This window comes from Pseudomonas sp. WS 5051 (assembly GCF_012985715.1).
GTDB classification, from domain to species: domain Bacteria; phylum Pseudomonadota; class Gammaproteobacteria; order Pseudomonadales; family Pseudomonadaceae; genus Aquipseudomonas; species Aquipseudomonas bubulae.
The window spans coordinates 14619-38989 of the sequence record NZ_JAAQWV010000014.1 but is presented as its reverse complement, the minus strand read 5'-3'; the positions used below and the strand labels follow the sequence as shown (position 1 = coordinate 38989).

Sequence of the window (24371 nt, the reverse complement as noted above, 5' to 3'; positions counted from 1 at the left end):
CCTGGCTTACAGCTCCTCGCGCAAGCACACGTCAAGTGGCCGCTTGCGACGCCACAGTGCGTGAAATTCACGCCAATGCGGCTCTTGAGCGGCTCCGAGCATCTGTTCATCGCCCCGGGTGTCACCCCAGGCACGCAGTGTGTATTGGTCCAGAGGCCCGTATTGCGCCTCCAGCCGAATGACTTTTTGTTCACAGCGACAGTTGGTGCCCTCGATATCCCCGGTCAGCACGCCATCGACTGAGGCCAGCCGTGTACCGATCAAGCCGATACCGAGTTTTTTGGCAAAAGGTGTGAGCACCAGTTCAGGGGACGCCGAGCAAATTGTTACCTTGGCGCCCTGCTCAATCTGGTTGGCGACGGATGTTAAGCCCAAAGGCCGCATCAGACGCTGCCAGGAAACGTCACAAAATGCTTCAGCGCGCTCCTTTACCCAGGCCTCTTTGGCGCCGGTCAGGTAGACCGCGATCAGTTTCTCTTTCAAATCATTGCGAGAAATCCTGCCCAGCAGGTAGCACGCCGTGGCCGGAATCATCCGCAACAGGCGCATCGCGAACAGGCGATTGCCAAAGGCAAAGCGCAAAAACGGCACAAAGCTGTCGTGATAGGTCAGTGTGCCATCGAAGTCGAACGCTGACAGAACCTGCTTGTTGCCTTTGTCCGATGTATTCAAAACGTCGTTCAACCCACTAATTCAGCCAATCTCAGGCTGCCTCCAAAAGTGTCTGTCGGGCAGGCGACTTCAGGGCGAACCCCTTGCCAATGTGCCCGTTCAATAATTGTTTGCGCCCATTTGTAATGGGTCGCAGGCTCGCACATGGCGTCGTTGAACTTGAACACCGCAGGCGCCGCCTCACTCAATATTTGGCGTGCGCTGTTGAGATCTTCAAGGCTGACTTGCAACGCCCTGTGGATAACTGCAATTTGTGACGGGTGAATCGCAGTTTTCCCTACAAGCCCGTGAGCCATATCCAGCGCCAGTTCCTGATCCAGCACGTGTGGCGTATTGAGCTGCTCGAACACCGGTGCGGTCAGGGCAAAACCTGCCGAGCCCATGATCCCGCACAACATGGGAATCACATAGCTCATGGGCGTGCTGTACAGGGTCATGGTTTGTGGACGACGCAAACCCAGGCAGCCCATCAGGTCGTTGCCACCGATGCGCAGGGCAATAATGCGCTCAGGCAACAGCTCCAGCATGGCGCTGCGCAGCTCTACCATGGCATTGGGCACAAAGACTTCCGGGGTTTCCAGAGTGGGCATCAGCATCAGGTCGTCGCGGGTCACCGCCTGCTGCCACTCGCGGATATTGCCCAGGCTGAGTTTGGGCACCACAAAACCGTCGACATGGCGCATCAGCGACCAATCATTAAGCACCGCTGCCATTGCCGCATCACGCGGGCGCACAAACAGGATCGGCCCGCTCGACGGACGGCCGCCACGCGCCTCGATGCCCAACAGCAGGTTCTTGAGGTTGTTCAGCCCCTGCTGCACGTCGATTTCGGCCACGGCGTCTTCCAGGCACACCACCAGCGAGCGTAAACCCTGGATCTTCTCGCCCAGCACCACATCCAGAATATCGGGACGGGTGGCTGGCATATAAAGTGTGGCGCCCAAGGCATAGGCTGAATGCTTGATCATCAGCGAACACTCCTGATTACGGTCACAGCGCGATACGGCCCCAGTTCATCACCGACTTCCTGGACCTCGATATTGGCCTGGCGCGTCAGGTGCAACAGCAGTTGCACGTCCTGATCGTCAAGGTTGCGCACCAGCACGTGGTCCGGTACCCGGCGCATCACGGCGCGGGTGGCCTCGGCGATACCCGGTTTGACCCGGTTGGGGTTTGTCACCGCAAACCGCGTCGAGATACGTTCGACCGCGGCTACCGCCGAGTGTTGCAAGGCTGCGGCCTGATCCAGTGTCCAGGGTTGCGCAGCGGCCAACGGGGCAAGCTGTGCCCGCTCGGTTTCGATGCTGTGGATAAAACTCATGGTCACGTCGTGTTCCGCCAAATGGTCATACACCACGCAACCATGCAGGCCCGGGGTTTGCGGCCAGATGGAACGAGAAACCAGCCCGGAAACCGTAGCCCCCAGAATGCCCGAGGGGATCAGCCAGTCTTCAGCGGACGCCGCCAGCCAGGCGCGGCCACAAGGGTCCGCCAACACCACCAGGCGTGGGTCTGCCGGGAAACGCGAGTCTCCCGCCAGGCTTTCGCGGATCTGGCCGCTGATCGCGCCCTTGCCGGTCCAGCCATCGACAAACACGATGTTTTCGGCACCGTGGCTCTTGATGATAGCTTCGAGTGCGACGTTGTCGATTCCACGGTCACGAATAATGCTGATGCCGTAATGCGCAGCCTCGCGCCCCAGATCAAGCAGCGCCCTGCGCAGCAGTACACCCAGCGGTAAACCGGCGCGCACAAAGGACACCAGCGCAATCGAGGGGCCGTTGTAGCGCTCATTCAAGGCCAGCGCCAGCGCCTGCACATCGGCCGCCATGCGCGCGCCATTTTGCGTCAGGGCACGCTGGTAAAGGCTTTTATGGGTGTCGGACGGTGCATGTTCCTGGCTGATCATCTCGGAGTAATGGCGTTGCCGGGTCTGGATCAGCCGCTCTTTTTCCTGCACGTCGGTGACTTCAATCTGCAGGGCGCGCAGTAAAAAGTGCACGTCATCGGCGTCATAGCTGCCACTGCCGACGGTTTCCAGGCCTGCGAAAGCATTACTCATGGTCGACGCTCGCCAGCACATGAGCGGCCAACTGCCCGCGTTTGGGCGTGCCCCACCAGTCGCACTCGGCCATAAAGCCCAGGTCCGACACACTGTCACCGAAGCCCAGCAACGGGCGCTTGCCGTTGATCGCCTGATCGCGGCGGATCCATTCACGTACCGCTTCACGCTTTTGCAGGGTGATGGGCAGAAACGCCAGGTTGTTGCCATTGCCGTGTACATACAGGCCATCGAGCAACCCGCGCGCCTTGACCTCGGCCAATACGACGAGCAGCGCTTCGTCGGTTTCGTTGTTGTGCTTGGTGACCACGTAATTGGCCAGGCCCTGCTCTTCAACCACCCAGCCACGCAACGAAAAGCCAAGTTCGGCACCAATGGCCAGGGTTTGCTCGCTCAGTTGATGCAACCGGGTTTGCTCAAGGGCCAGTTCGTCGCACATGCGCGCATGCCAGACCGGGTCCAGCGAGCCGTCGGGCTTGAGAATCACGCCGCCGTGGGCACACACCGCGCCGTGGACGAACGGCAATTGCACACGTTGATAGGCCTCGATGCTGCGCGCAGTTACGGGGACGACATCGCTGGTGGCCAGCAGCCATTCCACAAAGCTCTTTTGTGTTGCGCTCATAAAGCCGTTGGGCTGGCCGTCCACATCCAGGGTGGCGGCAAAGCGTGGCTCATCACCCATTTTGCGGGCGGTTTGAAACAGGGTGTCGTCCAGATCAACGAACACCAGAGGACGATTACTGCTCATCAACGATTACCTGCGCATTCAACGCGCTAACCAGCGCCGGATCGACCGCAGCTGCCGGGGTTTCGCTGCAGATCAGCACCCGGTCGAACTGGCCGGGGGCGACGTTATAAAGAAAGTTGGGGATACCCAGGCCATAGTTGTCCGAGAACGACAATGCATGATCGATGCAATGGCCCAAGGCAATGGGCGAGCGGCTGGTGGAGCTGAAGCGCACGTCGGCACCCGCCCGTTCAAGGCGCTCGGCCAGTAGAAACGGGCGCCAGACAAATTCGCTGGTGCCGACCACCAAGACCCGTTCACCAGGGGCGACCTGCAGATCGGGCGCCAGGGTATCAAGGTGTTCGCGAACGCCCATGCGACCCCAGTCACGGCTGGCATCAAGTGCCCAGTCGCCCTGGGCCACGCTGCCCACTTCGGGCATTTGAGGGAGCTCTGCGGTGGTATCTTCGGCGAACGTGTAGCGACCATCGAGCAAAGAGACGCTGCTGACATGATCGCCCATGGCCTTGCGCACAGCGTCCCGGGACCAGTCGGTCAGGGTCGTGGTGACAATACGCTCGACCGAGTTGAGCCCTGCTTCGGCCAGCGCCCGGGACAGATTGATAAAGGTATTGCCGGTAGAGGCTTCATCGTCCACCAGCACCAGCGAGCGGGCGTTGAGCATCATCTCGCGGGTGTGTGCGTCTTGCGGCAAATGCAGCAGATGCGAGCTGGCGTGACTGTGCTCTTCTTCAAAACGGGCAAACAGTTCACTGCCCGTAGGGTGGCGGCTGCTGCACAGGTACACGCTGTCATCACGGGTCTGGCTGAGCGCGCGGTGCACGCCAGCACCCAGGCCAACGGCGGTTTCAGCCATGCCGATAACCAGCACCGGACCGGGCAGGTCGGCAGGGATTTTTGCAGCCAGGGCATTGAAGCTTTCCGCCATCAGTGACGGCCGTGCCGGGATATGACGCCCCAATACACGGGAAACGAATAAAAAGGCGCGCTTGGGGTTTCGGCGCTCGGCAAAATCGAAAAGTGCCTGTGGCTCAAAGGTCGATGCATTGACCTCTACCTCCAGACGACCGCGCTTGAGGTTTGCATGCAATACCTTGGGTTCGGTCTTGGAATTACCGCTGTTCATTGATGTTTACTACCTGAACATACTGAAAAAATGGGGGACGATTAGGGAGACGGGGGGTTAAGACAAGTAAAAAATGGTTACTGAAGATGGCTGGCGTCAATCCGCCACAGTCCAGCCTGCGAAGCGCGTACCAACTCCGGCGTGCTCAACGAACGTTCACTGCACCCGCGCCGGGCCGGTACACGGGCTGCCTCAAGGAACGCCAGTACCAGTGCCGACTTGACAGCAAAGTTCATGTTCTGCGCATCCGCCATGCTCGAGGTCACCAGGCCACTGACCAATCCTTGCGGGTCAAACACCGGGCTTCCGCTGGAGCCGGGCTGAATCGGTGCGGTGAACTGCATCAGGCTGGCATCGTCGCGAAGGCCAAACAGGCCCGAAACCACACCTTGGGAAACTTGCACGCCACCGCCTGCCAGCCCGGCGAGCGGAAACCCCAGGGTGACGACACTTTCGCCCAGCTCACAGCCCACGCCCTCACGAAAAGTCACCGGGTTCAAAGGGGGGGCACCAATGACCCGCAGCAAAGCGAGGTCGTTCTTGCGATCGACCACCACAGACTCCGCCTTGTATCGACCCTCAAAGGACGTAATCGACAATTGCTCGAGGCCTTCAATGACATGGGCACAGGTCAAAATATGCTGGGTGCTTACGGCAAAACCAGTACCTGTAGCCCCTTGGCGCGCAACGCTGTCGTCTGATGCCTCAGGTCTCATGCGTTGCGGATGACGATCATCCAGAGCCAGCCCCAGGCGTCGGGCAAACGCGCTCAAGCCGTAGGCGGACGCTTCGGCGAGTGCGCGGATTTTCCATTGATCGCTGCGTCGGTACACCTCGGCAATGACCATTGTGCCATCACCGAACTCATCCAGTGCCAGACTGTGCTCGATCTGCTCTCCGACCTTGAGCCGGAACTGGCCGAGTTCACGTAACGGACCCAGCGCGCCGAACACATAGAGCACCAGCAATACACGCTCACAATCTGCAGGCAATTGTTCCAGCACCAGGCTGAAGCGTGCCAGGCCGGCGGTGTCATGCCATGCCAGCCAGGGTTGCGGGGCGTGTATCAGCGCAGGCTCCCCGACGGGTTGGCGCTTGCCATCCACGGCCAGCAACGCCAGCCCCGCATAGTCACCCAATGCGCCCGCTCGCGAGCAGGTCAGGCTCATCTCACAACGCACAGATTCAAGGGCCGCATTGGCGCCCGGCATCAATATCATCGCTTGTGACTCCCCTGTGCCCGCGACAAACAAGAGCTGATCACCTTAACAGCTCTTCTCCGCGAACCGGAACCACCACCGTGATTGCCTTGACCTGCACATTCTCGCGCCATGTACTGGCTGGCACGGGCAGGCCCAGGCGGCGTGCGGCAAAGATACCCGGCAGGTTGACTCCGGCTTCGCGGGTGTAGCCGATACCGCCAGAATAGCGCAGGTTGATCTCCAGCAAATGCGGCTGGCCTGCGGCATCATCCCGGGTCTGCACATTGACGATACCGTCGCACTTGAAGTGCCGCGCCGCCTTGATCGTCAGTTCGACCGCCGCACCATCGCGCTCGAATGTCTGCATCAGGCCCTGCTTGCGCCGCCCCACATAGGCCACGGCCTCGCCCGCCTCACAGACCATGTCCACCGAGCATTCGCTGCCGGGCATATAAGGCATCACCAGCAACGGTTGGGGCGCATCCGATTGACCGTAGGCCTGGGCAAACACCGCCGCATTGACTTCATGGGCGTCGGCATTGGCAAAACTGCGAAACGGGTCCACGTTATCGGCCAAACGCCAAAAGCCCTGGCCGTAAATACCGCGCGTCGGTTTTACACACACCTGGCCGTCGCGGGCCAACTGGGCGTAAGCCGTCTCCAGTTCAGCCTGGGTGCTCACCGTCATCGCCGGTATGCACGCCAGCCCGGCCGCCAGGGCCTCACGGGTAAACGTCGACTTGTCGTCAACCCGCTCAAAGGTTTCCAGGTCCAGCGCCCCGGTAATCAATTGCAACCCGGCTGCTTCGAACTCGGCGCGGTGCGCTTCATATACCTGACCCACACGCCCGGCCAGCACCACCTTGATCTGCCGGGCGCGGGCCTGCTCGATCACCCAGCCGATGCGCTCCTGATTGTCTTGCGGCTCCCGCCAGGCGACATCCGCCAATCCGGTGATTTCAGGGCGATTTTGGCGGTGCGAGGCGAAAATTTGCACGGTGTCCGGCAGCGCCGCCCGGGCACCTGCAATCACATCGCGTTGGCTCGATTGCCCTTCAAGAAACCAGATCATGAACATCCCTTGGTACGGATAAACGCGGGAGTCTAGCGGATGGCCGCTACCAACGCCCTTAGTCATTAGAGGGAGGTCGTGTAACCAAATATGAAATTAATTAACTAAATAGTTCATAATGTGCGGCATCGTGTCGCGCCCCGTCGCCGACACTTCATATAAAGGAGCTTCTGTAGATGTTTTTCTCTTCCCGCGCCCTGCTGAACACCAGCCTGTGCGGCGGCTTGTCATTGCTGGCCCTGACGCCTGCCTGCGTACTGGCCGACACCACCGACAACCTGATGAACCGTTCGACCCTGACCGGCGACTGGGGCGGCGAGCGCCAAAAGCTGATCGACAAAGGCATCAAGCTGACCGGTGATTACAACTCCGAAACCTTCTCCAACTTGCATGGCGGGATCAAGCACGGCACCCGTTACTCGCAACAAGTGCGTATCGGTGCCCAGTTCGACCTGAGCAAAATACTGGGTAGCGCCGATGCTGGCCTGGTGCAAATCACCGTCAATGATCGTCGCGGTCACAGCGCCTCCGAAGACCTCGTAGGCAACCGCCTGCCAATCCAGGAAAACGCCGGCGGCAACTACACCCGCCTGTCCGAGTTCAGCTACCAGCGCACGCTGTTTTCCGAAGACCTGACCACCAAGGTTGGCTTTATGCCAATGGGCAACGACTTTGGCGGCATGCCGCTCTTGACCAGCTTCGTCAACGCCGGTTTCTGCGCGCATCCGCTGACGCAGTCCAATGGCAGCGGCTGGACCAACTACCCCACCGGCCACTGGGGCGGCGAACTGCGCTACACCGTCAGCCCGGCCCTGACCCTGCAAACCGCCGTGTTCCAGGTCAACCCCGAATACAACAGTCGCTCCTCCGAAGCCTTCAGCATGACCACCAAAGGCACTACCGGAGCGATCATGCCGCTGGAAGCGATCTTCACCAACAACGCCTGGCTCAATGGCCAATACAAAGTGGGCTGGTACTACGACACCTCCAATACCCGCAAGATTGGCAGCACGCAAAAAGCCAACAACCGCACCGGCGCCTATGTGCTGGTCGACCAGGCCATCTGGCGTGATGAGCAAGACCCCGAAAGCGTATTGCGCGCCTTTGGCCAGGCATCCAGCAGCAATGCCGCGACCTCGCCTATGCGCCACTGGTACTCGGTAGGCCTGGTCAAACAAAAGCCGTTTGCCAGCCGCCCCAAAGACAGCATCGCCTTTGCCTACGGCCGCGCCGTATTCAACTCGCGCTCCCGCGACGTGCAGGAAGCGGCAGCCAGCAGCCCGGAACAGGCGGACATGATCGCCAGCCTGGACAGCGGCGAGCAGTTGCTGGAGCTCAACTACGGCGCGCAAGTCACGCCGTGGCTGCTGTTGCGCCCGGACCTGCAATACATCATCGAGCCAGGGGCATTCTACGGCGCCAAGCGCAGCAATGCGCTGGTCGCGGGGCTGCAGGTCAAGGCAACGTTCTGACACAACCGTTTGCGTAGCTTTCACAAAGCTTTAAGGTTTGCCCTCCTATACTCCAGGCAGTACTCCATTCGATTGCTGCTTGGTAGCCCAATGCGTCTGACTCGTCCTGCCCTGCTGTTACTGCTTCTCGGTTGCGTGCTGTTCTTTTTTGCGCTGGGGAATCACCAATTGCAGGGCTCGACAGAGTCCCGCGTGGCAGGCATAGCCATGCAGATGCACCTGAGCGACGATTGGGTAACGCCCAATTTGCTCAATGCCCCCTTCCTGGAAAAACCACCCCTGAGCCTCTGGCTGGATGCAGGAGCCATTCGCGTATTCGGCGGCGAACTGTTCGCCGTACGCCTGGCCTCGGCCTTTGCCGGTCTATTTTGCGTGTTGCTGCTCTATGCAATGCTGCGCAAGCTGGGCCGCCCCACAGCACTGGCCTGGACAGCCGCCGCCATGCTGGCAACCATGGGCATATTTTGGGGCAACACCCGCCAGGTGGGCGAAGATGCCTTGCTCACCCTGGGCGTAACCATGGCCTTGCTGGCGTTTTTTCATGCCAACCGCCAGCCCGGTTTTGCCCGGGGCAGCTGGCTGTTATTCGCGACCGGCATCGCCATTGCCACCTTGAGCAAAGGCGTCCTGGGCCTGGCACTGCCGGGCGTGGTGATTTTTGTCTATCTGGTGTGTGAAAGCCTGCTGGAAAAACGCTTCAAGCCGCGCAACTGGCTACGCCCTGCCCTGCTGACCCTATTGGGGCTGATCCCGCTGACGGTCTGGCTGTGCATGCTCTATCAGCGCGGCGGCATGCCGTTAGTCAGCGAACTGCTGCTGACCAACAGCGTTGGGCGTTTTAGCGGCCCCTTTGTTGAAGCCGGGCATTACGAACCCTTTTACTACTACCTGCGAAAACTGCCCGAAGCCTTCCTGCCGTGGAACCTGCTGACCTATCTGGGTCTGTGGCACTTTCGCAAACAACTGCGCAGCAACCCCTTCCTGTTGTTTTTCTGTGTATGGCTGGTCGCGCAATTTGTGCTGCTCAACCTCGCCTCCAGCAAGCGGGCGGTGTACATGATGTCGATGGCCCCTGCGGCTGCAGTGATTGCCGCCGAGTACGCCCGGGTGCTGCTGGGCTGGCTGTACCAAAAAAGCGCGCACTCGACCGTGGCCAAATTCTTCAGCGACAACCATCGCCCGCTTGCCATCGCGCTGCTGGCGGCTCTGGTGGGCGCCTACCTGCTGGCGGCCCATCGGGCACCGCTGGCCGACAAGGAACAGTCTTTCCAGCCCCTCGCCGCTGAGGTCATGAGCCTGCAGGCCAGCGGCAAGCAGGTCGCACTGCTGCGGCCCGACGAACGCCTCGGCGCCGTGGTGTTCTACAGCCAGCAGTTGCAGCACACCCTCAGTTCAACAGAAGAGTTGCAGGCATTCCTCAGCGCATCCCCCGACAATATCGCCCTGGTAGAAAACCCCGAGATACCGGGCATGGCCCTCAAGACTCTCGACAAGCTCAGCGTCGGCCGGCACCACTTCTACCTTGTCAGCCTGGCCGCTTCAGCCCCATAAACTTGATCCCGGGCAACGCAACCGCAGATACCGTGGCCGATCACGGCACATTGACTACGCTCCTTGGACAATTCCCGACCAAGGAGCCCGCCATGACCATCGGTATATCCAGCAAAACATTGAGCGACTACGACGCTCACCTGGCCTTCAATACGGCCACCGCCTTCTTGCGCAAATCCGATCTGGCCAACTATCTGATCGATCAGCTAGAGCAGCAGCATGTGAAACTCAATGTCGAGGTCAGCACCGACCCGGCATTGGCCAATCAGGAGGTGTCGAACAACGGCGCGATTCTATGGAACCTGCGCAGCAACCTGTCACCCGGTGCGAACCTGCCTGACGTGGCCGCCCTGCTCAACCGCATCCCCGAGCAACAAAAGCCCTACATCACCAGCCTGTGGGCGCTGATGCACTTGCTCGCCCAGGCGTGCCAGCAATTGAACAACCAGCTCAACTTCCGCGATGCGGATGCGACCTGGCCATGGCTCGACGAAAAAGTGCTCAGCGCCAACGATATCGAAAACGTGGTGGCCCGCGAACTCAGCGACCTGCCATTGCCGGCAGAACAGAACTGGGATCGTTTGTTCAAGCACAATTGAGGGCGATAGATTGACTCTATGGGCGCGAGCCTGCTCGCGCCCACGATTAGAACTGCGAGGCTTCAAACCCGTGACGGTTGTTCGGGGTGACCACCGGCACGATATTTTTCCAGTCTTTGGGCTCGATATAGCCCAGCATCTGCGGATCCTCGTTCGCGCCATCGGTCTTGATAAACAACGAAGCGCCATAGCCAAACGTGGTGCTGGTTGACAGGTTCATGTCCATCAACAGTTGGTCCATGCATTCGCTGTGGCTCACCAGAATCAGGTTGTGGCCCGCCACTTTGTGCTTGAGAGCATCACGCAGCATGCTGCCGCGGCAGTTGAACAGCCAGTCCTGCGCCTCTACCGGGCGGGCAAACATGGCATCGGCGGTTTGTCGGGCCCGGGTCAGCAGGCTGCTGTGAATATCAGTATGGCTGAGCCCCAACTGCCTGAAGTCTGCGCCCAGCGCCTGAACTGCTGCTTCACCGCGCACCGTCACGCCGTCCATGGGGCCTAGGCACTGGGCCGAGGAACGGTCGCAACGCTCGCCGTGTCGAACCAGCGCAATCACATCACCCTTGGCCCAGCTGTCGGTGAGCAACAACACACGATCGGCATGGCTGGGCTGCGCCAGATCAGGCGGGGCCGCAGGGGCCAGCAGCCTCAATGTCAGCGCAACGGCAAGCGCACTTGCCACGATCACCACCAGCACATTTTTGTAACGGAGCAGAGCACGACGCAACAGCGTACGGTTAATTCCGGTCTGATCAAGACTCAACGTCACGATGCTTATGCCCTCTGCGCCAGCCAGTGATATCACTGACCGACACCCTATAACGCGAATATGACAACGGGTCGCTTCGCGGCCCGGCGGTATAAACAGACTTGCATAAAGCAGGTCTCTATTAGCTGAACGCAGGCTAAAAAAAGGGAGGTCAGAGGCAGGTGAAACGGATGTGAAAAAAAGCGTAAAAGCGCAATCCAGGCACGCTACTCAAATGGATAGGTTGTTATGTGAACTGGCGCCCAACAAAACGTTTCAGCTCTGGCGAATGCAGCCGATACCCCTCCAACACAACACTCGGCTGGGTCAAAAAAAATAATTCCCTCCAGCGAACTTAGATCATGCGTGCAGCGTTCCTGGAGAACTCTATGAATAGATGGCTGAGCAATATCAGCGTCAACCTGAAACTGTCCCTGGGCTTTGGCCTGGTACTGGCCCTTACCTGCGTAATGGCCGTCAGCAACTGGATCAGTCTGGGCCAAATGATTGATCGCAGTAACTGGATGAGCGACATCACCCGTTTAAACACCGCGTTTACCAACCTGCGGGTGACGCGTTTGCAATACATGCTGACCGATGGCGACGAAACTGCCGCACAAAGTGTACAGGCCAGCATTGACGCGTTTTCTGCGCAACAAAGTCAGCTGATTGCCACCTTCCAGAGCCCGGAAAACCTCAAGTTGCTCAAGGAGCAACAAGCCATCATCGGCCGCTACGAGCGTGCACTGGTGAGCATGCGCAAGGCTTACGTCGAGTCCGCCGCATCCCGTGCCGACATGGACCGCAGCGCCGCTCTGGCCCAGGACGCCATCACGACGTTGCTGAACCGCGCCCTGCAACTGCCCGCAGGTGACGAAAACCGTTTTGCCATGTACCAGAGCGTGTCTGAAGTACGTGAACAGTTCCTGCTCTCGCGCTATCAGGTGCGCGCTTATATTGCTGCGCCCACCCCCGCCACGGAAAAGGCCGCACGCCAGCAACTGGACGCGGCCCTTGCCAGCCTTGACCGCCTGAGCTCGCACTTTGCCGCCAATGCCGGCGACACCCTGCGCACCCTGAACAAAACCATGGAGCAGTACCAGCAGGCGCTGGAGCTGTACACCAGCACCGACAACACCATCATTGCCATGCGCAAGGACATGACCGAATACGGCTCCAGCATCCTTGGCCGCAGCGATGAGCTGTACAAGATTCAACTGGAACGCCGCGACATCGAAAGCGCCACGGCCAACAGCATGCAACTGATCACCACCTTGCTGGTATTGCTGTTTGGCATCACCGCGGCCGTGATCATCACCCGCCAGATCACCGTGCCCCTGCGTGAAACCCTGGCCGTGGTCGATCGCATCGCCAGTGGCGACCTGACCCAGAACCTGCGCGTCACCCGTCGCGACGAACTGGGCGTGTTGCAACAAGGTATTGCACGCATGGGTACGACCCTGCGCGAGTTGATCAGCGGTATCCGTGATGGCGTCAGCCAGATTGCCAGTGCCGCCGAAGAGCTGTCCGCGGTGACCGAGCAAACCAGCGCCGGGGTCAACAGCCAGAAGATCGAGACCGATCAGGTGGCCACCGCCATGCATGAAATGACCGCCACCGTGCAGGAAGTGGCGCGCAATGCCGAGCAAGCTTCGCAAGCCGCCGCGGCCGCAGACAATGAAGCCCGCGAAGGCGATACCGTGGTCAACCAGGCCATTGACCAGATCGAGCGCCTGGCGGTGGAAGTGGGTCGTTCAACCGAAGCCATGGCCGTATTGCAACAGGAAAGCGACAAGATCGGCAGCGTGATGGACGTGATCAAGGCCGTGGCCGAGCAGACCAACCTGCTGGCCCTCAACGCCGCAATCGAAGCAGCCCGTGCCGGTGACGCCGGGCGCGGTTTTGCCGTAGTGGCCGATGAAGTGCGTGGCCTGGCCCAGCGTACGCAAAAATCCACCGAAGAGATTCAAACCCTGGTCGCGGCCCTGCAAAGCGGCACCCAGCACGTGGCCACCGTGATGCAAAACAGCCGCACCCTGACCGACAGCAGCGTGACCCTGACCCGCCACGCAGGCACCTCGCTGCAGGGCATCACGCGCACGGTGTCGAATATTCAGTCGATGAACCAACAGATTGCCGCTGCTGCCGAACAGCAATCTGCGGTCGCCGAAGAGATCAGCCGCAGCATCGTCAACGTGCGCGACGTGTCCGAGCAAACCGCAGCGGCGAGTGATGAAACGGCCAAGTCCAGTGTTGAACTGGCGCGGCTGGGTAACCAGCTGCAAGAGATGGTCAGCCACTTCAAGGTGTAGAGCGCTCTGTCCCCTCTCCCACCGGGAGAGGGGTAGTAAGGGGCTCCTGACCTTATTCGTGCTGAACCCGGGCGCGCTTGAGCAACTTCTTGCTGCGCTCGGACAGGTGTAACACCCGCAGATGCTTGCCTGCTTTGCGATAGCGCTCGCGCAAAGTGTCCAGTGCCGCAATGGCCGAGTAATCGACAAAGCTCAAATGACGACAATCGAGTGTCACCTGCGCCGGGTCATTACCCGGATCGAACTGTTTGAGAAACATCGTAGTCGAGGCAAAAAACAGCGTGCCGTGCACACGGTAAAGCTTGCTGCCATCGCTCTGCAGATCCGCGTCGGCATACATCTGGCGACCCTGCTGCCAGGCAAAATTGAGCGCAGCAATAACCACCCCGCACATCACCGCTACCGCCAGATCGGTAAACACGGTAATCACGGTCACCGCGACAATCACCAGCACATCGTTGAGCGGCACTTTGTTCAGTACTCGCAAAGAGGCCCAGGCAAAGGTCTGCTGCGACACCACAAACATCACCCCCACCAGCGCCGCCAGCGGAATGCGTTCAATAAATGGCGACAGGAAGAACACAAACAGCAAAATCATCACACCGGCGGTCACGCCGGACAATCGCCCGCGCCCGCCGGAGCTGAGGTTAACCACGGTCTGGCCTATCATCGCGCAACCGCCCATGCCGCCGAATGCCCCCGACACCATATTGGCCGCCCCCAGCGCCACGCACTCGCGGTCCGGGTAGCCACGGCTTTCGGTGATTTCGTCGGTGAGGTTGAGGGTCAGCAGGGTTTCCAGCAAACCCACCACTGCCATCACGATCGCATAGGGCGCAATGATGCCCAGGGTCTCAAGGGTCCAGGGAATCTGCGGCAGGCTGAAGCTGGGCAAACCACCGGCGATATGCGCCATGTCACCCAGGGTGCGGGTTGGCAAACCCAGCAAGTACACCGCCAGCCCTACGCCCAAAATGGCCACCAGCGCAGGTGGCGCGGCGCGGGTCAGACGAGGCAACAGATAGACGACGGCCATGGTCACGGCCACCAGCCCGATCATCATGTACAACGCCATACCGCTGAGCCAGGTGTCGCCATCCTTGAAGTGATCCAGTTGCGCCATGGCAATCACGATTGCCAGGCCGTTGACGAAGCCCAGCATCACCGGGTGCGGCACCATGCGTACCAGCTTGCCGAGTTTGAACAAGCCGAACGCCAGCATGATCAACCCGCTCAGCAGCACCGTAGCCAACAGATACTGCACACCGTGTTGCACCACCAGGGCAACGATCACCACCGCCATCGACCCGGCAGCACCGGACACCATGCCCGGCCGGCCGCCAAACAGCGCGGTTAGGGTGCAAATGATGAACGCGCCATAGAGCCCCATCAAAGGGTTGAGATGGGCGACCAACGCGAACGCAATGCACTCGGGCAACAGCGCGAAGGACGTCGTGAGTCCGGCCAGGACATCAGCGCGCAGACGTGAGAGTTTCATGGTTTACCTAAAATTCGGGACGGGAAAAACTGAGGGAGTTACAGGCAACAGATGGTAACAAATTGCAGGGGCTAAAAAGCAATTGTGGGAGCGGGCTTGCTCGCGATGGCAACAACTCGGTGAACCAGAATGGCCGAGGTGTCTGCATCGCGAGCAAACCCGCTCCCACAAGAGTGATGCGTCTATGTGCGTTGCGGGCTTACTTCACCACCATCCCCACACCACGGCCACGCGGGTCGGAGGCGGTTTCAAGCTCAGTGCCTTTAACCCGGATGGCCTGAATATCCCCCATGTTCCAGCCCTGATCCTCCAGGGTGTAGCCCATCGCTTTCAGCTCCTGAGCCACCTTGCCGGTAAGTGGCGCATAGGCGTCGAAGTAGATCGTGTCTTTAGGCAGCAACTGGTGATGCACACGCTGTGCAGCTACGGCTTTCTCCAGTGGCAAGTCGTAGTCGTAGATGTTGTTGAGCACCTGGAAAATCGAGGTAAAAATCCGCGAGCCACCCGGCGTGCCCAGCACCAGCGTAACCTGGCCATCGCGGGTTACCAGACTTGGACTCATGGAAGACAACATGCGCTTGCCCGGCTCGATAGCGTTGGCATTGCCGCCCACCACACCAAAAGCATTGGCCACCCCGGGCTTGGAGCTGAAGTCATCCATTTCGTCATTCAGCAAAAAGCCCGCGCCTTTAACTACAACGCCGCTGCCGTAATCCCAATTCAGGGTATAGGTGTTGCTGACCGCGTTACCCTGTTTGTCGACAATGGAAAAGTGCGTGGTCTGATGGGGTTCCAGGCCCGGTTTGACATTGGCGGTCGGTGAAATCGCTTTCGGGTTAACCTCTTTCGCACGCTTGGCGATATAGGCCGGATCGGTCAGCTCGGCCACAGGCATCTTGCCGAAGGCCGGGTCGCCGAGGTAGTCGGCACGGTCGGCGAACACACGTTTTTCGATTTCGGCCAGCAGGTGGATATAGGGCGCAGAGTTCAGCTCCACACCTTTGAAGTCCGCTGCGCGGTCCTCCTTGATACCGATCAACTGCGCCAGAGCAATACCGCCCGAGCTTGGCAGCGGCGCGGTGTACAGGGTGTTGCCGCGAAAATCCACGCGCATCGGCTCACGCCAGCTGACCTTGTAGTCGTTGAGGTCTTGCTTGGTGATCAAGCCCTTGTCCTGCTGCATTTGCGCGACCAGCAGGTCGGCGGTCTTGCCGCGGTAGAACTCCTTGGCGCCCTGGTCGGCAATGCGCTCCAGGGTCACGGCCAGCTCTGGCTGTTTGAACGTTTGCCCGGGCTTCATGCTGCCAAAGTAGTCCGCGAAATTGGTAGTGCCCTTGAATAGCGCCAGTGCATCTTCGCGGTACTGAAATTGCTGATCGGCCACTTTAAAGCCGTTTTTCGCATACCCCACGGCCGGGGTCAGCAATTCGGCCCACGGCAATTTGCCAAAGCGTTGATGCGCTTCCCACAGCCCCATCACCGTGCCCGGCACGCCGGCAGCGCGGGAACCGACCAGGCTCAAGTTCTCGATGATGTCGCCTTTGTCGTCCAGGTACATATCGCGGCTGGCGGCTTTGGGGGCGGTTTCGCGATAGTCGAGGAAATAGGGTTTGCCATCGATGTACATCGTCATAAACCCGCCACCGCCGATATTGCCGGCTTCGGGGTAGGTCACGGCCAGGGTAAAGGCGGTGGCAACTGCGGCGTCGACGGCGTTGCCGCCTTTTTTGAGAATTTGTGCGGCCACTTCGGCGCCGTATTGATCGGGTGCGGCGACTGCGCCGCCGTCCAGGGTGACGGCATACGCCGAAGAGCTGGCCGCGATGGCAGCCGTCAGGGCCAGGGTTTTGAACCACACAATGCGCATTCGATACATCCTTTTATTGTTATCAACTGTGGCCGAACCTTGTCTGAATTCGGTGATATTTTCAAACAACAAACGTAAAAGTGCGCAATGACACACACCCTTGAGGGCAGCGCGGTTCTGCACCAAAACAGAACTGGTAGCAGCTGCCGAAGGAACGAGGCTGCGTTCGACGACGAAGTCATCGCAAATCCTGCAAACGCGGTATACCTGAAACACCAGGTTGTAGGGTTTTACGACTGCTGCGCAGCCGGACGCAGCCTCGTTCCTTCGGCAGCTGCTACAGAGGGCGTTATGTGCGCGTTTCGGTGATCAGTGCATCCACCAGACCACGGGCCAGCTCGACGCCGTGAATTACGCACCACAACTGCTCGGCCTCAAAACCGCTGAGGTGGGAACGGATGTCGTCGGCGGTCAGTTCTGCGCCCTTGAGCAACAGCGAGGCATGTTTGAGCGCCTCCTGCATCGGTACGCCGGGGTTGATGCTAAATAGCGACGTGCCCTGATGGGCGGTGGTGAGCAGCGGAGGGTCGGGAACAATTTTTTTCATGGCAAAATCTCTCGAAAACAGGCTGAAAGAACTGCCACTGTCCCGCTGTCAATCGGTAAGGGTGGCAGCTGCGTGCGGGTTGACAGACCGAGGAGAGATATCAAGACCCGGCGCACTCGAAAGTGCCCCGTACGCAGCCGCCGTAACACGATGAAAAGTTGTTGGCGTCCATCTTGATATCCCTCAACGGTCTGTCAAAACCGGTCACTGAAATCAGCGACCCGGCGAGACTAGCCACCCGTTTGCAGCGCCACAAGACAGCAAGGATTCTCTAGGAATCGTCCCTCAATAGAAAGCGACGCAGCAGGTGCAGACGTTGCTTTATATGTAGGAACCTCACTCAAGCCCTGTGAGCTTGTCGCAGATCGCGTAGCTGGCGAGCTTGGCCTGGATAAAGTCCAGAAAGCACTGAATGCGCAGCGCCAGCTGCGAGTTGCGGTAATACACAGCATGGATCGGCTGGCGATAGCCGCTGTTGAACTCGCCCAGCACCACCTGCAGGCGCCCGGCGCTGATATCTTCGTGGGTCATAAAGTGCGACAGGCAGGCGATGCCCTGACCTTGCAACGCCAGATGACGTACGGTTTCACCGCTTGAGGCACTGATGGCAGGCTGAATGGGCCAGCGGTCGCCCTGGGCATAACGCAGCGGCCACTGGTTGAGGCCATCGTTCTGGGTAAAACCTATCAGGGTATGGTGGGCCAAATCCGCAACATTTGTGGGCATGCCGTGGGCGGCAATGTAGTCCGGGCTGACGAGGATATTCAGCGGGCTGCACCCCAGGGAGCGGGCATGCAGGGTGGAGTCGGCCAGGGTGCCGATACGAATGGCAATATCGGTGCTTTGTTCAAGCAGGTCGATAATCAGATCGTTGCTGTTGAGTTCCAGCTGAATCTCGGGGTACAGGGCACGGAATTCAGGGATATACGGCACGATGGCATGTAGCACAAACGGCGCGGCGGCATTGATGCGCAAGCGCCCGGAGGGGGTACGCTGGTGCGAGATCAGGCGCTCTTCCAGCTCGTCCATTTGCTCAAGTATCAATTTGGCCCGTTCGAAAAAGAACTTGCCCTCCTCGGTCAGGTCCATGCGCCGCGTGGTGCGGTTGATCAGCGTGGTTTCAAGCTTGGCCTCCAGCCGTGACAGCGTACGGCTCACGGCCGAAGGCGTTTGCCCGGCCTGCTCGGCGGCGGCAGATATCGAGCCGCACTCGATCACCGAAACAAAGATTTGCAGCTCATCGGATCTGGCTTTCACGCGGTCGACCTTATCTACGTGTGGGAGCGGGCTTGCTCGCGATGGTATCACCGCGGTTCGTCATAACAACCGAGTTGCCTGCATCGCGAGCAAGCCCGCTCCCACCCCTGCGTCGCTTACGCCTTCAGGCCAAACACCTCGGCCAGGTGCTGCTCGTAACGGGCCGCATCAACGTCTGGCTGCGGACGTTTCATCACGTCAACACACAGGAAAGTCGGCAGGCCGGTCATGCCCAAAAATTCATTAGCCTTGTGGAACGGGAAGTACACCGCGTCCACGCCCTTGCCTTCAAAGAAGTCGGCCGGGTCATCGAACGCCTGCCGCGGTGCGTTCCAGGTCAGCGACAGCATGTACTGCTTGCCCTGAATCAGGCCGCCGCTGCCGTAGCGCTGCGAAGCGTCGGAACGGGTGCGGCCGTCACTGGCGTAAAGTTTACCGTGACCCTCGGTGAACACTTCATCCATGTACTTTTTAACGATCCACGGCGCGCCCATCCACCAGCCGGGCATTTGGTAGATGATTACGTCAGCCCAAAGAAATTTTTCCACTTCTTCGGCGATATCGTAGCCTTCGTCGATATGGGTCACTTTGACTTCAAAACCCTGACGATCAAAAAACGCCAGCGCAGTGTCGTGCATGGTCAGGTTGTAGCGACCATCGGAGTGGGCGAATTTTTTCGCACCGTTAAGCAAGAGTATTTTTTTCATCATCAGCCTCCAGGGGGTTAAACCCTCAGCGCTGTTGAGCGACAGGGGGGTTCAAAAACATGTCGGCAGAATATCGTTGCCCTCGCATGAGAAAAACCCGTGATGGGTCAAATCACCTTTGCCGCTACAGCACGAATCCATTGTTAATTGTTGATTAGCAAGTGAGTACCCAGCAGCGCCATGCCGATAAAAAACACCCGTTTAAACAGCAAGGCGCTGATGCGCTGGCGCAACCATTGCCCCAGCCACATGCCGAGCATTGCGGGCAACAGCGCCAGCAATGAGGCATTGAGCTCAGCGCCAGCCAGGTTGCCACGCCAGTACAGCCCGGCGGCAAGGGCCAATGTGGAGACGCTGAAGGACAAACCCAAGGCCTGCACCAACTGGTTTTTGCTCAGGCCCAGGGCTTGCAGATAGGGCACGGCAGGGATAACAAACACCCCGGTAGCCGAGGTGATGACCCCGGTGATCAGCCCGCACACCGGGCCCAGCCAGGGTTCGCGCTGCGGGGCGATGCGCAGGGTGGGCAGGAACAACCCGCTGAGGGCATAAAGCAACAGGGCCGCGCCCAGCGCTCGTACCACCCAGCTACCGCCATCGATACTGAGCCACAGCATGCCTGACGCGGTGCCGATAAAAATCCCCAGCTGCATGGGCCACAGACGTTTGAGCAACCCCCGCAGCTGGCCGCCGGCGGTCAGTTGCCAGGCGTTGGTCACGATGGACGGGATAATCAGCAGAGCCGCAGCCTGCGCCGGAGCAATAGCCAGCCCGAGCATACCCATGGCGACAGTCGGCAGGCCCAGGCCGATGACGCCCTTGACCGTACCGGCCAGCAAAAAGGTCACTATCACCAGCAGTGACAAGGCCCATCCCAGGTGTTGGTAAAACTCGACAAGTGTTTTCATGGGCCTATGCTGGGGCATGGGCCAGCGCCTGAAAATGCGCCATGCACAGAGTCAGCCTCTTTCATGACAATAGGCAGAACCCCTCGCCCGTAGCAACTGCCGAAGGCTGCTACAACAGCGGTTTGCGGCGCTATTTAGAATCTTTACAGGATCTTCAAGGACCTTTCATGCACTTCGACCTGGTTGACCTGCGTCTGTATTTGAATGTGCTGCAGGCAGGCAATATCACCGCCGGCGCCAGCCTCAGCCATCTATCGCTGCCTGCCGCCAGTGCGCGGATCCGGGCGATGGAAGCGTCCCTGGGCGTGGCGTTTTTGCAGCGCAGCCGTCGTGGCATCAGCCCTACCCCTGCCGGGCAAGCGCTGGCCCAACATGCCCGGTTACTGTTGCAGCAGGTGGAGCGCATGAACCACGACCTGAGCGAATACGCCCAGGGCTTCAAAGGCCGTATCCGCCTGCTGTGCAACACCGCCGCCCTCACCGAATACCTGCCCGAGCTACTCGCCGACTTTGTACGCCAGCACCCTGCCATAAGCGTCGACCAGCAAGAACTCACCAGCCTGCGCATCACCCATGCCCTGCGCCTGGACGCCGCCGATATCGGTGTGATCTCCAACGCGGTAGACACCCGTGACCTGCAAACCCGGCCCTTTCGCGATGACCCGCTGGTACTGGTCATGCCCCTCGACCACCCGCTGGCCCACAGGCCCGGCCTCTCGTTCAGCGACACCCTGAGCCATGACTATGTCGGGTTGTCGGCCAGCAGCGCGCTGGCGGTGTACCTGGAAGAACAGGCACTGCATATGGGGTGTCGCATGCAGGTGCGTATCCGTGCCGAAGGCTTTGACGGGGTATTGCGCATGGTCGCTCGCGGCGCCGGGCTGGGGATTGTGCCCAGGGCCACCATCGAGCGCTGGCAGGCCCCGCGCACCTTTGAAGTGGTGAATTTGAGCGAGCCCTGGGCTGATCGCAAATTGCTGCTGTGCGCCCGCTCGTTTGCGCAATTGCCCACCTATGCCATGGCATTGCTGGAAGCTTTGAGCTTGTAAGAATAGTCGCCGTTTACTGCCAGCCTGTATGCCTTGGTTTTTACCCAGAGTAATATCCGGGGCTTGCGACACCCGGGGCGCCTTTGCCCACGGGTACTTTTATCCAGTTTTGAGAATAACAACTCACAGGGCACCCGATGGCTGACGCTAATTCCCCCCCGGTCACACTCAAACGCGGTTTGAAAAACCGCCATATCCAGCTGATTGCCCTGGGCGGCGCTATCGGTACGGGCCTGTTTCTGGGGTCGGCGGGCGTACTCAAGTCGGCCGGGCCGTCGATGATCCTGGGCTATGCGATCGCCGGCTTTATCGCGTTCCTGATCATGCGCCAACTCGGCGAAATGATCGTCGAAGAGCCAGTGGCCGGTTCCTTCAGCCACTTTGCCCACAAGTACTGGGGCGGTTATGCGGGGTTTCTGTCGGGCTGGAACTATTGGGTACTGTATGTGCTGGTGGGCATGGCCGAGCTGACGGCCGTGGGCAAGTACATCCAGTTCTGGTGGCCCGAGGTGCCAACCTGGGTCAGCGCCGTGGTGTTCTTTGTACTGGTCAACCTGATCAATACCCTGAACGTGAAAGTGTTCGGCGAAATGGAATTCTGGTTTGCCATTATCAAGGTGGTGGCGATTGTCGGCATGATCGTCCTGGGTTGCTACCTGCTGTTCAGCGGCACCGGCGGCCCTCAGGCGTCGATCAGCAACCTGTGGAGCCACGGCGGGTTCTTCCCCAATGGCGGCATGGGGCTACTGATGGCCATGGCCTTTATCATGTTTTCCTTCGGTGGCCTGGAGCTGGTGGGTATCACCGCGGCGGAAGCCAGCGAGCCGAAAAAGGTGATCCCCAAGGCCATCAACCAGGTGGTGTACCGGATCCTTATTTTCTACGTGGGCGCCCTGACCGTGCTGCTGGCACTGTACCCGTGGGACCAGTTGCTGGTAACCCTGGGCGCCGGCGGCGATGCCTACGGCAGCAGCCCGTTTGTGCAGATCTTTGCCTTGATCGGCAGTGATACCGCCGCGCAAATCCTCAACTTTGTGGTACTGACTGCCGCGCTGTCGGTCTATAACAGCGGCGTGTACTGCAACAGCCGCATGCTGTTTGGCCTGGCCGAGCAGGGTGATGCCCCCAAAGCCCTGATGAAGCTGACCAAAAATGGCGTGCCGTTGCGTGCACTGGGCGTGTCGGCACTGGTGACGCTGTTGTGCGTGGTGGTCAACTATGTGGCCCCGCACAAGGCACTGGAGCTGCTGTTTGCCCTGGTGGTTGCCTCGCTGATGATCAACTGGGCACTGATCAGCCTCACCCATATCAAGTTCCGCAAGGCCATGGCCGTTCAGGGCGTGACGCCTTCGTTCAAGGCATTCTGGTTCCCGTTCAGCAATATCCTGTGCCTGGTGTTTATGGCGGTGATCGTCTCGGTTATCTGGATGATCCCCGACGTTCGTGCGTCGGTGTATGCGATTCCGGTGTGGCTGCTGATCATCTACGGCTTCTATGTGCTGCGCCTGCGCACCGGTAAGGCTCTGGCCAACTCGCACTAAGCATTTGGCTGTTACAAAAAAGCCCCGGCACTGAAAACAGTGCCGGGGCTTTTGCGCATCTGGGGGTCGGAACCAGGCATCTGTCAGAGTATCGCTGCGGTTAGGGTGAGGTTCGATAACCCATCACCGGAGGTTTTATGTCTGCGCCAATCACCGTGCTTCGTGACACCCACCCCCTGCCCGTGCTCGATGCCTGCAAATGGGAAAAACTCGAGGGCGACCCCCATACCGTCAACCTCAACGCCTACACCAGCGAAGACGGCAGCAAGATCATGGGCACGTGGATTTGCACGCCCGGCAAGTGGTATGTGGAATATGTGAAGTGGGAATACTGCGATTTCCGTGAGGGCTATTGCATCATCACCCCAGAGGGCAAAGAACCGATCCATCTGCGGGCCGGGGATATCTTTGTGGTCGAGCCGGGCATGAAAGGCACATGGGAAGTGGTTGAAACCGTGCGCAAGTATTTCGTTTTTGCCTGAGTGAAACCACGCAAAAAACCCGGGAGCCCGCCCGACGCGGGCTCCCGGTAAAGCGACCAGTTACTGAGGTTTGCGATAGCTGTTGATGATGGCCGAGAAATCCTTGCCGCCTTCGCCGCGCAGGCTCATGGCCTGATACAGCTGTTGCGCCACGGCACCCATCACCACAGGCTGGTGGGCCTGACGTGCCGCCTCGGTGGCCAGCCCCAGATCCTTGAGCATCAGCTCGGCACCAAATCCACCGGTATAGCCGCGTGACGCAGGGGCGGTTTCAACTATGCCTGGCCACGGGTTGTACACCTCCGAGCTCCAGCAGCGCCCGGTGGAGCTGTTGATCACCCCGGCCAGAACTTCGCTGTCGATACCCAGTGCAGCCCCCAGGGCCATGGCCTCGCTGACGCCGACCATGGAGATCCCGAGCAGCAGGTTGTTGCAGATTTTAGCCACTTGGCCGGTGCCCACATCCCCGCAATGGACGATGTTGCGGCCCATTTGTTCGAGTACAGGGTGCAGGGTGTCGAACAGCGCCTGGGGAGCGCCGACCATAAAGGTCAGGGTGCCCGCCTGCGCGCCACCGGTGCCGCCGGACACCGGCGCATCGGCCATCTGCACGCCCTGTTTGGCGGCTGCAGCGGCGACATCGCGGGCGGTCTGCGGGTCGATGGTGCTGCAATCAACGGCGGGTACACCTGCGCCGATGCCAGCCAGCACGCCGTCCTCACCCAGCCACACGCTGCGCACATGGGCAGCAGCCGGGAGCATGGTGATCACCAGTTCGGTGCCTTGGGCGGCCTCCCGAGGCGAGGTGCTGATATGGCCACCCAGGGCGGCCAGCTCGGCGAGAATGCTTTGGTTCAGATCAAACAGGTTCAGCGAATGCCCGGCCTTGAGCAGGTTGCGCGCCATTGGTGCGCCCATGTTGCCCAGGCCGATAAATGCGATATTCAT

22 protein-coding genes are annotated in these 24371 nt (G+C 59.7%); 7 read left to right on the top strand and 15 right to left on the bottom strand.

The window, feature by feature from the left end:
• Positions 1-6: 6 nt before the first annotated feature.
• From HBN79_RS19125 to HBN79_RS19095, 7 genes are all read right to left on the bottom strand, one after another.
• The gene (locus HBN79_RS19125; protein ID WP_095018727.1) at positions 7-684 is read right to left on the bottom strand and encodes an HAD family hydrolase; all 678 of its coding nucleotides are present in this window, start codon (positions 682-684) and stop codon (positions 7-9) included.
• On the bottom strand, positions 681-1640 hold the full coding sequence (locus HBN79_RS19120) for an HpcH/HpaI aldolase/citrate lyase family protein (RefSeq protein ID WP_095020649.1): 960 nt from the start codon (positions 1638-1640) through the stop codon (positions 681-683). Before HBN79_RS19120 ends, HBN79_RS19125 begins: the two co-directional genes overlap by 4 nt.
• Positions 1640-2734, bottom strand: coding sequence for a cysteine protease StiP family protein (locus HBN79_RS19115; protein WP_095024398.1), 1095 nt, complete (start codon positions 2732-2734; stop codon positions 1640-1642). Before HBN79_RS19115 ends, HBN79_RS19120 begins: the two co-directional genes overlap by 1 nt.
• Positions 2727-3485 (bottom strand): trehalose phosphatase, encoded by a 759-nt coding sequence (locus HBN79_RS19110; RefSeq protein WP_095018724.1) that lies wholly within the window; start codon positions 3483-3485, stop codon positions 2727-2729. Before HBN79_RS19110 ends, HBN79_RS19115 begins: the two co-directional genes overlap by 8 nt.
• Positions 3475-4611 carry a phosphoribosyltransferase domain-containing protein gene (locus HBN79_RS19105; RefSeq protein WP_095020647.1) on the bottom strand — a complete coding sequence of 379 codons (1137 nt, stop codon included), beginning with the start codon at positions 4609-4611 and terminating at the stop codon, positions 3475-3477. Before HBN79_RS19105 ends, HBN79_RS19110 begins: the two co-directional genes overlap by 11 nt.
• 77 nt (positions 4612-4688) lie before the next feature.
• Positions 4689-5831, bottom strand: coding sequence for a trypsin-like peptidase domain-containing protein (locus HBN79_RS19100; protein WP_169917040.1), 1143 nt, complete (start codon positions 5829-5831; stop codon positions 4689-4691).
• 40 nt (positions 5832-5871) lie between these two features.
• On the bottom strand, positions 5872-6885 hold the full coding sequence (locus HBN79_RS19095) for an ATP-grasp domain-containing protein (protein ID WP_169917039.1): 1014 nt from the start codon (positions 6883-6885) through the stop codon (positions 5872-5874).
• A gap of 176 nt (positions 6886-7061) precedes the next feature.
• Between HBN79_RS19095 and HBN79_RS19090 the strand changes: the two genes are divergently transcribed.
• From HBN79_RS19090 to HBN79_RS19080, 3 genes are all read left to right on the top strand, one after another.
• Entirely contained in the window at positions 7062-8357 is a 1296-nt protein-coding gene (locus HBN79_RS19090; protein ID WP_095024395.1) for a carbohydrate porin, read from the top strand.
• A 90-nt stretch (positions 8358-8447) separates the two neighbouring features.
• Positions 8448-9908, top strand: a complete 1461-nt coding sequence (locus HBN79_RS19085; RefSeq protein WP_169917038.1) for a phospholipid carrier-dependent glycosyltransferase — start codon at positions 8448-8450, stop codon at positions 9906-9908.
• Between the two features lie 92 nt (positions 9909-10000).
• Positions 10001-10507, top strand: a complete 507-nt coding sequence (locus HBN79_RS19080) for a hypothetical protein (protein WP_095018720.1) — start codon at positions 10001-10003, stop codon at positions 10505-10507.
• A 46-nt stretch (positions 10508-10553) separates the two neighbouring features.
• On the opposite strand, the gene HBN79_RS19075 is transcribed toward HBN79_RS19080, so the two are convergent.
• Positions 10554-11276, bottom strand: coding sequence for a histidine phosphatase family protein (locus HBN79_RS19075; protein WP_232527685.1), 723 nt, complete (start codon positions 11274-11276; stop codon positions 10554-10556).
• Positions 11277-11644: 368 nt separating this feature from the next.
• Between HBN79_RS19075 and HBN79_RS19070 the strand changes: the two genes are divergently transcribed.
• Complete coding sequence (locus HBN79_RS19070) at positions 11645-13567, top strand: methyl-accepting chemotaxis protein (RefSeq protein WP_169917036.1); 1923 nt, start codon at positions 11645-11647, stop codon at positions 13565-13567.
• Between the two features lie 52 nt (positions 13568-13619).
• Here the strand turns inward: HBN79_RS19070 and HBN79_RS19065 are convergent, their stop codons facing one another.
• From HBN79_RS19065 to HBN79_RS19040, 6 genes are all read right to left on the bottom strand, one after another.
• A complete protein-coding gene (locus HBN79_RS19065) occupies positions 13620-15065 on the bottom strand; it encodes a SulP family inorganic anion transporter (protein ID WP_169917035.1) in 1446 nt (481 codons plus the stop codon).
• Between the two features lie 199 nt (positions 15066-15264).
• Positions 15265-16932 carry a gamma-glutamyltransferase gene (gene ggt, locus HBN79_RS19060; RefSeq protein ID WP_095020641.1) on the bottom strand — a complete coding sequence of 556 codons (1668 nt, stop codon included), beginning with the start codon at positions 16930-16932 and terminating at the stop codon, positions 15265-15267.
• Between the two features lie 289 nt (positions 16933-17221).
• A complete protein-coding gene (locus HBN79_RS19055; protein WP_095018716.1) occupies positions 17222-17479 on the bottom strand; it encodes a DUF3077 domain-containing protein in 258 nt (85 codons plus the stop codon).
• A gap of 336 nt (positions 17480-17815) precedes the next feature.
• Positions 17816-18736, bottom strand: a complete 921-nt coding sequence (locus HBN79_RS19050; protein WP_169917034.1) for a LysR family transcriptional regulator — start codon at positions 18734-18736, stop codon at positions 17816-17818.
• A 116-nt stretch (positions 18737-18852) separates the two neighbouring features.
• Positions 18853-19443 (bottom strand): NAD(P)H-dependent oxidoreductase, encoded by a 591-nt coding sequence (locus HBN79_RS19045; RefSeq protein WP_169917033.1) that lies wholly within the window; start codon positions 19441-19443, stop codon positions 18853-18855.
• A 143-nt stretch (positions 19444-19586) separates the two neighbouring features.
• On the bottom strand, positions 19587-20351 hold the full coding sequence (locus tag HBN79_RS19040; RefSeq protein ID WP_169917032.1) for a sulfite exporter TauE/SafE family protein: 765 nt from the start codon (positions 20349-20351) through the stop codon (positions 19587-19589).
• Positions 20352-20518: 167 nt separating this feature from the next.
• Between HBN79_RS19040 and HBN79_RS19035 the strand changes: the two genes are divergently transcribed.
• The 3 genes from HBN79_RS19035 (at position 20519) to HBN79_RS19025 (ending at position 23423) form a co-directional block, all read left to right on the top strand.
• Positions 20519-21400 (top strand): LysR substrate-binding domain-containing protein, encoded by an 882-nt coding sequence (locus tag HBN79_RS19035; protein ID WP_095020640.1) that lies wholly within the window; start codon positions 20519-20521, stop codon positions 21398-21400.
• Between the two features lie 137 nt (positions 21401-21537).
• Positions 21538-22941 (top strand): amino acid permease, encoded by a 1404-nt coding sequence (locus HBN79_RS19030; protein ID WP_095018713.1) that lies wholly within the window; start codon positions 21538-21540, stop codon positions 22939-22941.
• A gap of 137 nt (positions 22942-23078) precedes the next feature.
• A complete protein-coding gene (locus tag HBN79_RS19025) occupies positions 23079-23423 on the top strand; it encodes a cupin domain-containing protein (protein WP_016783536.1) in 345 nt (114 codons plus the stop codon).
• Positions 23424-23483: 60 nt separating this feature from the next.
• Here HBN79_RS19025 and mmsB read toward each other — a convergent pair whose 3' ends face one another.
• Complete coding sequence (gene mmsB / locus HBN79_RS19020; protein WP_095002466.1) at positions 23484-24371, bottom strand: 3-hydroxyisobutyrate dehydrogenase; 888 nt, start codon at positions 24369-24371, stop codon at positions 23484-23486.

Excerpts from the sequence above, each read along its gene's own strand:
- HBN79_RS19065 (WP_169917035.1), bottom strand. The coding sequence starts at position 15,065 with ATGAAACTCTCACGTCTGCGCGCTGATGTCCTGGCCGGACTCACGACG.
- HBN79_RS19030 (WP_095018713.1), top strand. The coding sequence starts at position 21,538 with ATGGCTGACGCTAATTCCCCCCCGGTCACACTCAAACGCGGTTTGAAA.
- HBN79_RS19085 (WP_169917038.1), top strand. The coding sequence starts at position 8,448 with ATGCGTCTGACTCGTCCTGCCCTGCTGTTACTGCTTCTCGGTTGCGTG.
- HBN79_RS19110 (WP_095018724.1), bottom strand. The coding sequence starts at position 3,485 with ATGAGCAGTAATCGTCCTCTGGTGTTCGTTGATCTGGACGACACCCTG.
- HBN79_RS19035 (WP_095020640.1), top strand. The coding sequence starts at position 20,519 with ATGCACTTCGACCTGGTTGACCTGCGTCTGTATTTGAATGTGCTGCAG.
- mmsB (WP_095002466.1), bottom strand. The coding sequence starts at position 24,371 with ATGAATATCGCATTTATCGGCCTGGGCAACATGGGCGCACCAATGGCG.
- HBN79_RS19100 (WP_169917040.1), bottom strand. The coding sequence starts at position 5,831 with ATGATATTGATGCCGGGCGCCAATGCGGCCCTTGAATCTGTGCGTTGT.
- HBN79_RS19055 (WP_095018716.1), bottom strand. The coding sequence starts at position 17,479 with ATGAAAAAAATTGTTCCCGACCCTCCGCTGCTCACCACCGCCCATCAG.
- HBN79_RS19025 (WP_016783536.1), top strand. The coding sequence starts at position 23,079 with ATGTCTGCGCCAATCACCGTGCTTCGTGACACCCACCCCCTGCCCGTG.
- HBN79_RS19090 (WP_095024395.1), top strand. The coding sequence starts at position 7,062 with ATGTTTTTCTCTTCCCGCGCCCTGCTGAACACCAGCCTGTGCGGCGGC.
- HBN79_RS19120 (WP_095020649.1), bottom strand. The coding sequence starts at position 1,640 with ATGATCAAGCATTCAGCCTATGCCTTGGGCGCCACACTTTATATGCCA.
- HBN79_RS19115 (WP_095024398.1), bottom strand. The coding sequence starts at position 2,734 with ATGAGTAATGCTTTCGCAGGCCTGGAAACCGTCGGCAGTGGCAGCTAT.
- HBN79_RS19040 (WP_169917032.1), bottom strand. The coding sequence starts at position 20,351 with ATGAAAACACTTGTCGAGTTTTACCAACACCTGGGATGGGCCTTGTCA.
- ggt (WP_095020641.1), bottom strand. The coding sequence starts at position 16,932 with ATGCGCATTGTGTGGTTCAAAACCCTGGCCCTGACGGCTGCCATCGCG.
- HBN79_RS19105 (WP_095020647.1), bottom strand. The coding sequence starts at position 4,611 with ATGAACAGCGGTAATTCCAAGACCGAACCCAAGGTATTGCATGCAAAC.
- HBN79_RS19070 (WP_169917036.1), top strand. The coding sequence starts at position 11,645 with ATGAATAGATGGCTGAGCAATATCAGCGTCAACCTGAAACTGTCCCTG.
- HBN79_RS19080 (WP_095018720.1), top strand. The coding sequence starts at position 10,001 with ATGACCATCGGTATATCCAGCAAAACATTGAGCGACTACGACGCTCAC.
- HBN79_RS19045 (WP_169917033.1), bottom strand. The coding sequence starts at position 19,443 with ATGAAAAAAATACTCTTGCTTAACGGTGCGAAAAAATTCGCCCACTCC.
- HBN79_RS19095 (WP_169917039.1), bottom strand. The coding sequence starts at position 6,885 with ATGATCTGGTTTCTTGAAGGGCAATCGAGCCAACGCGATGTGATTGCA.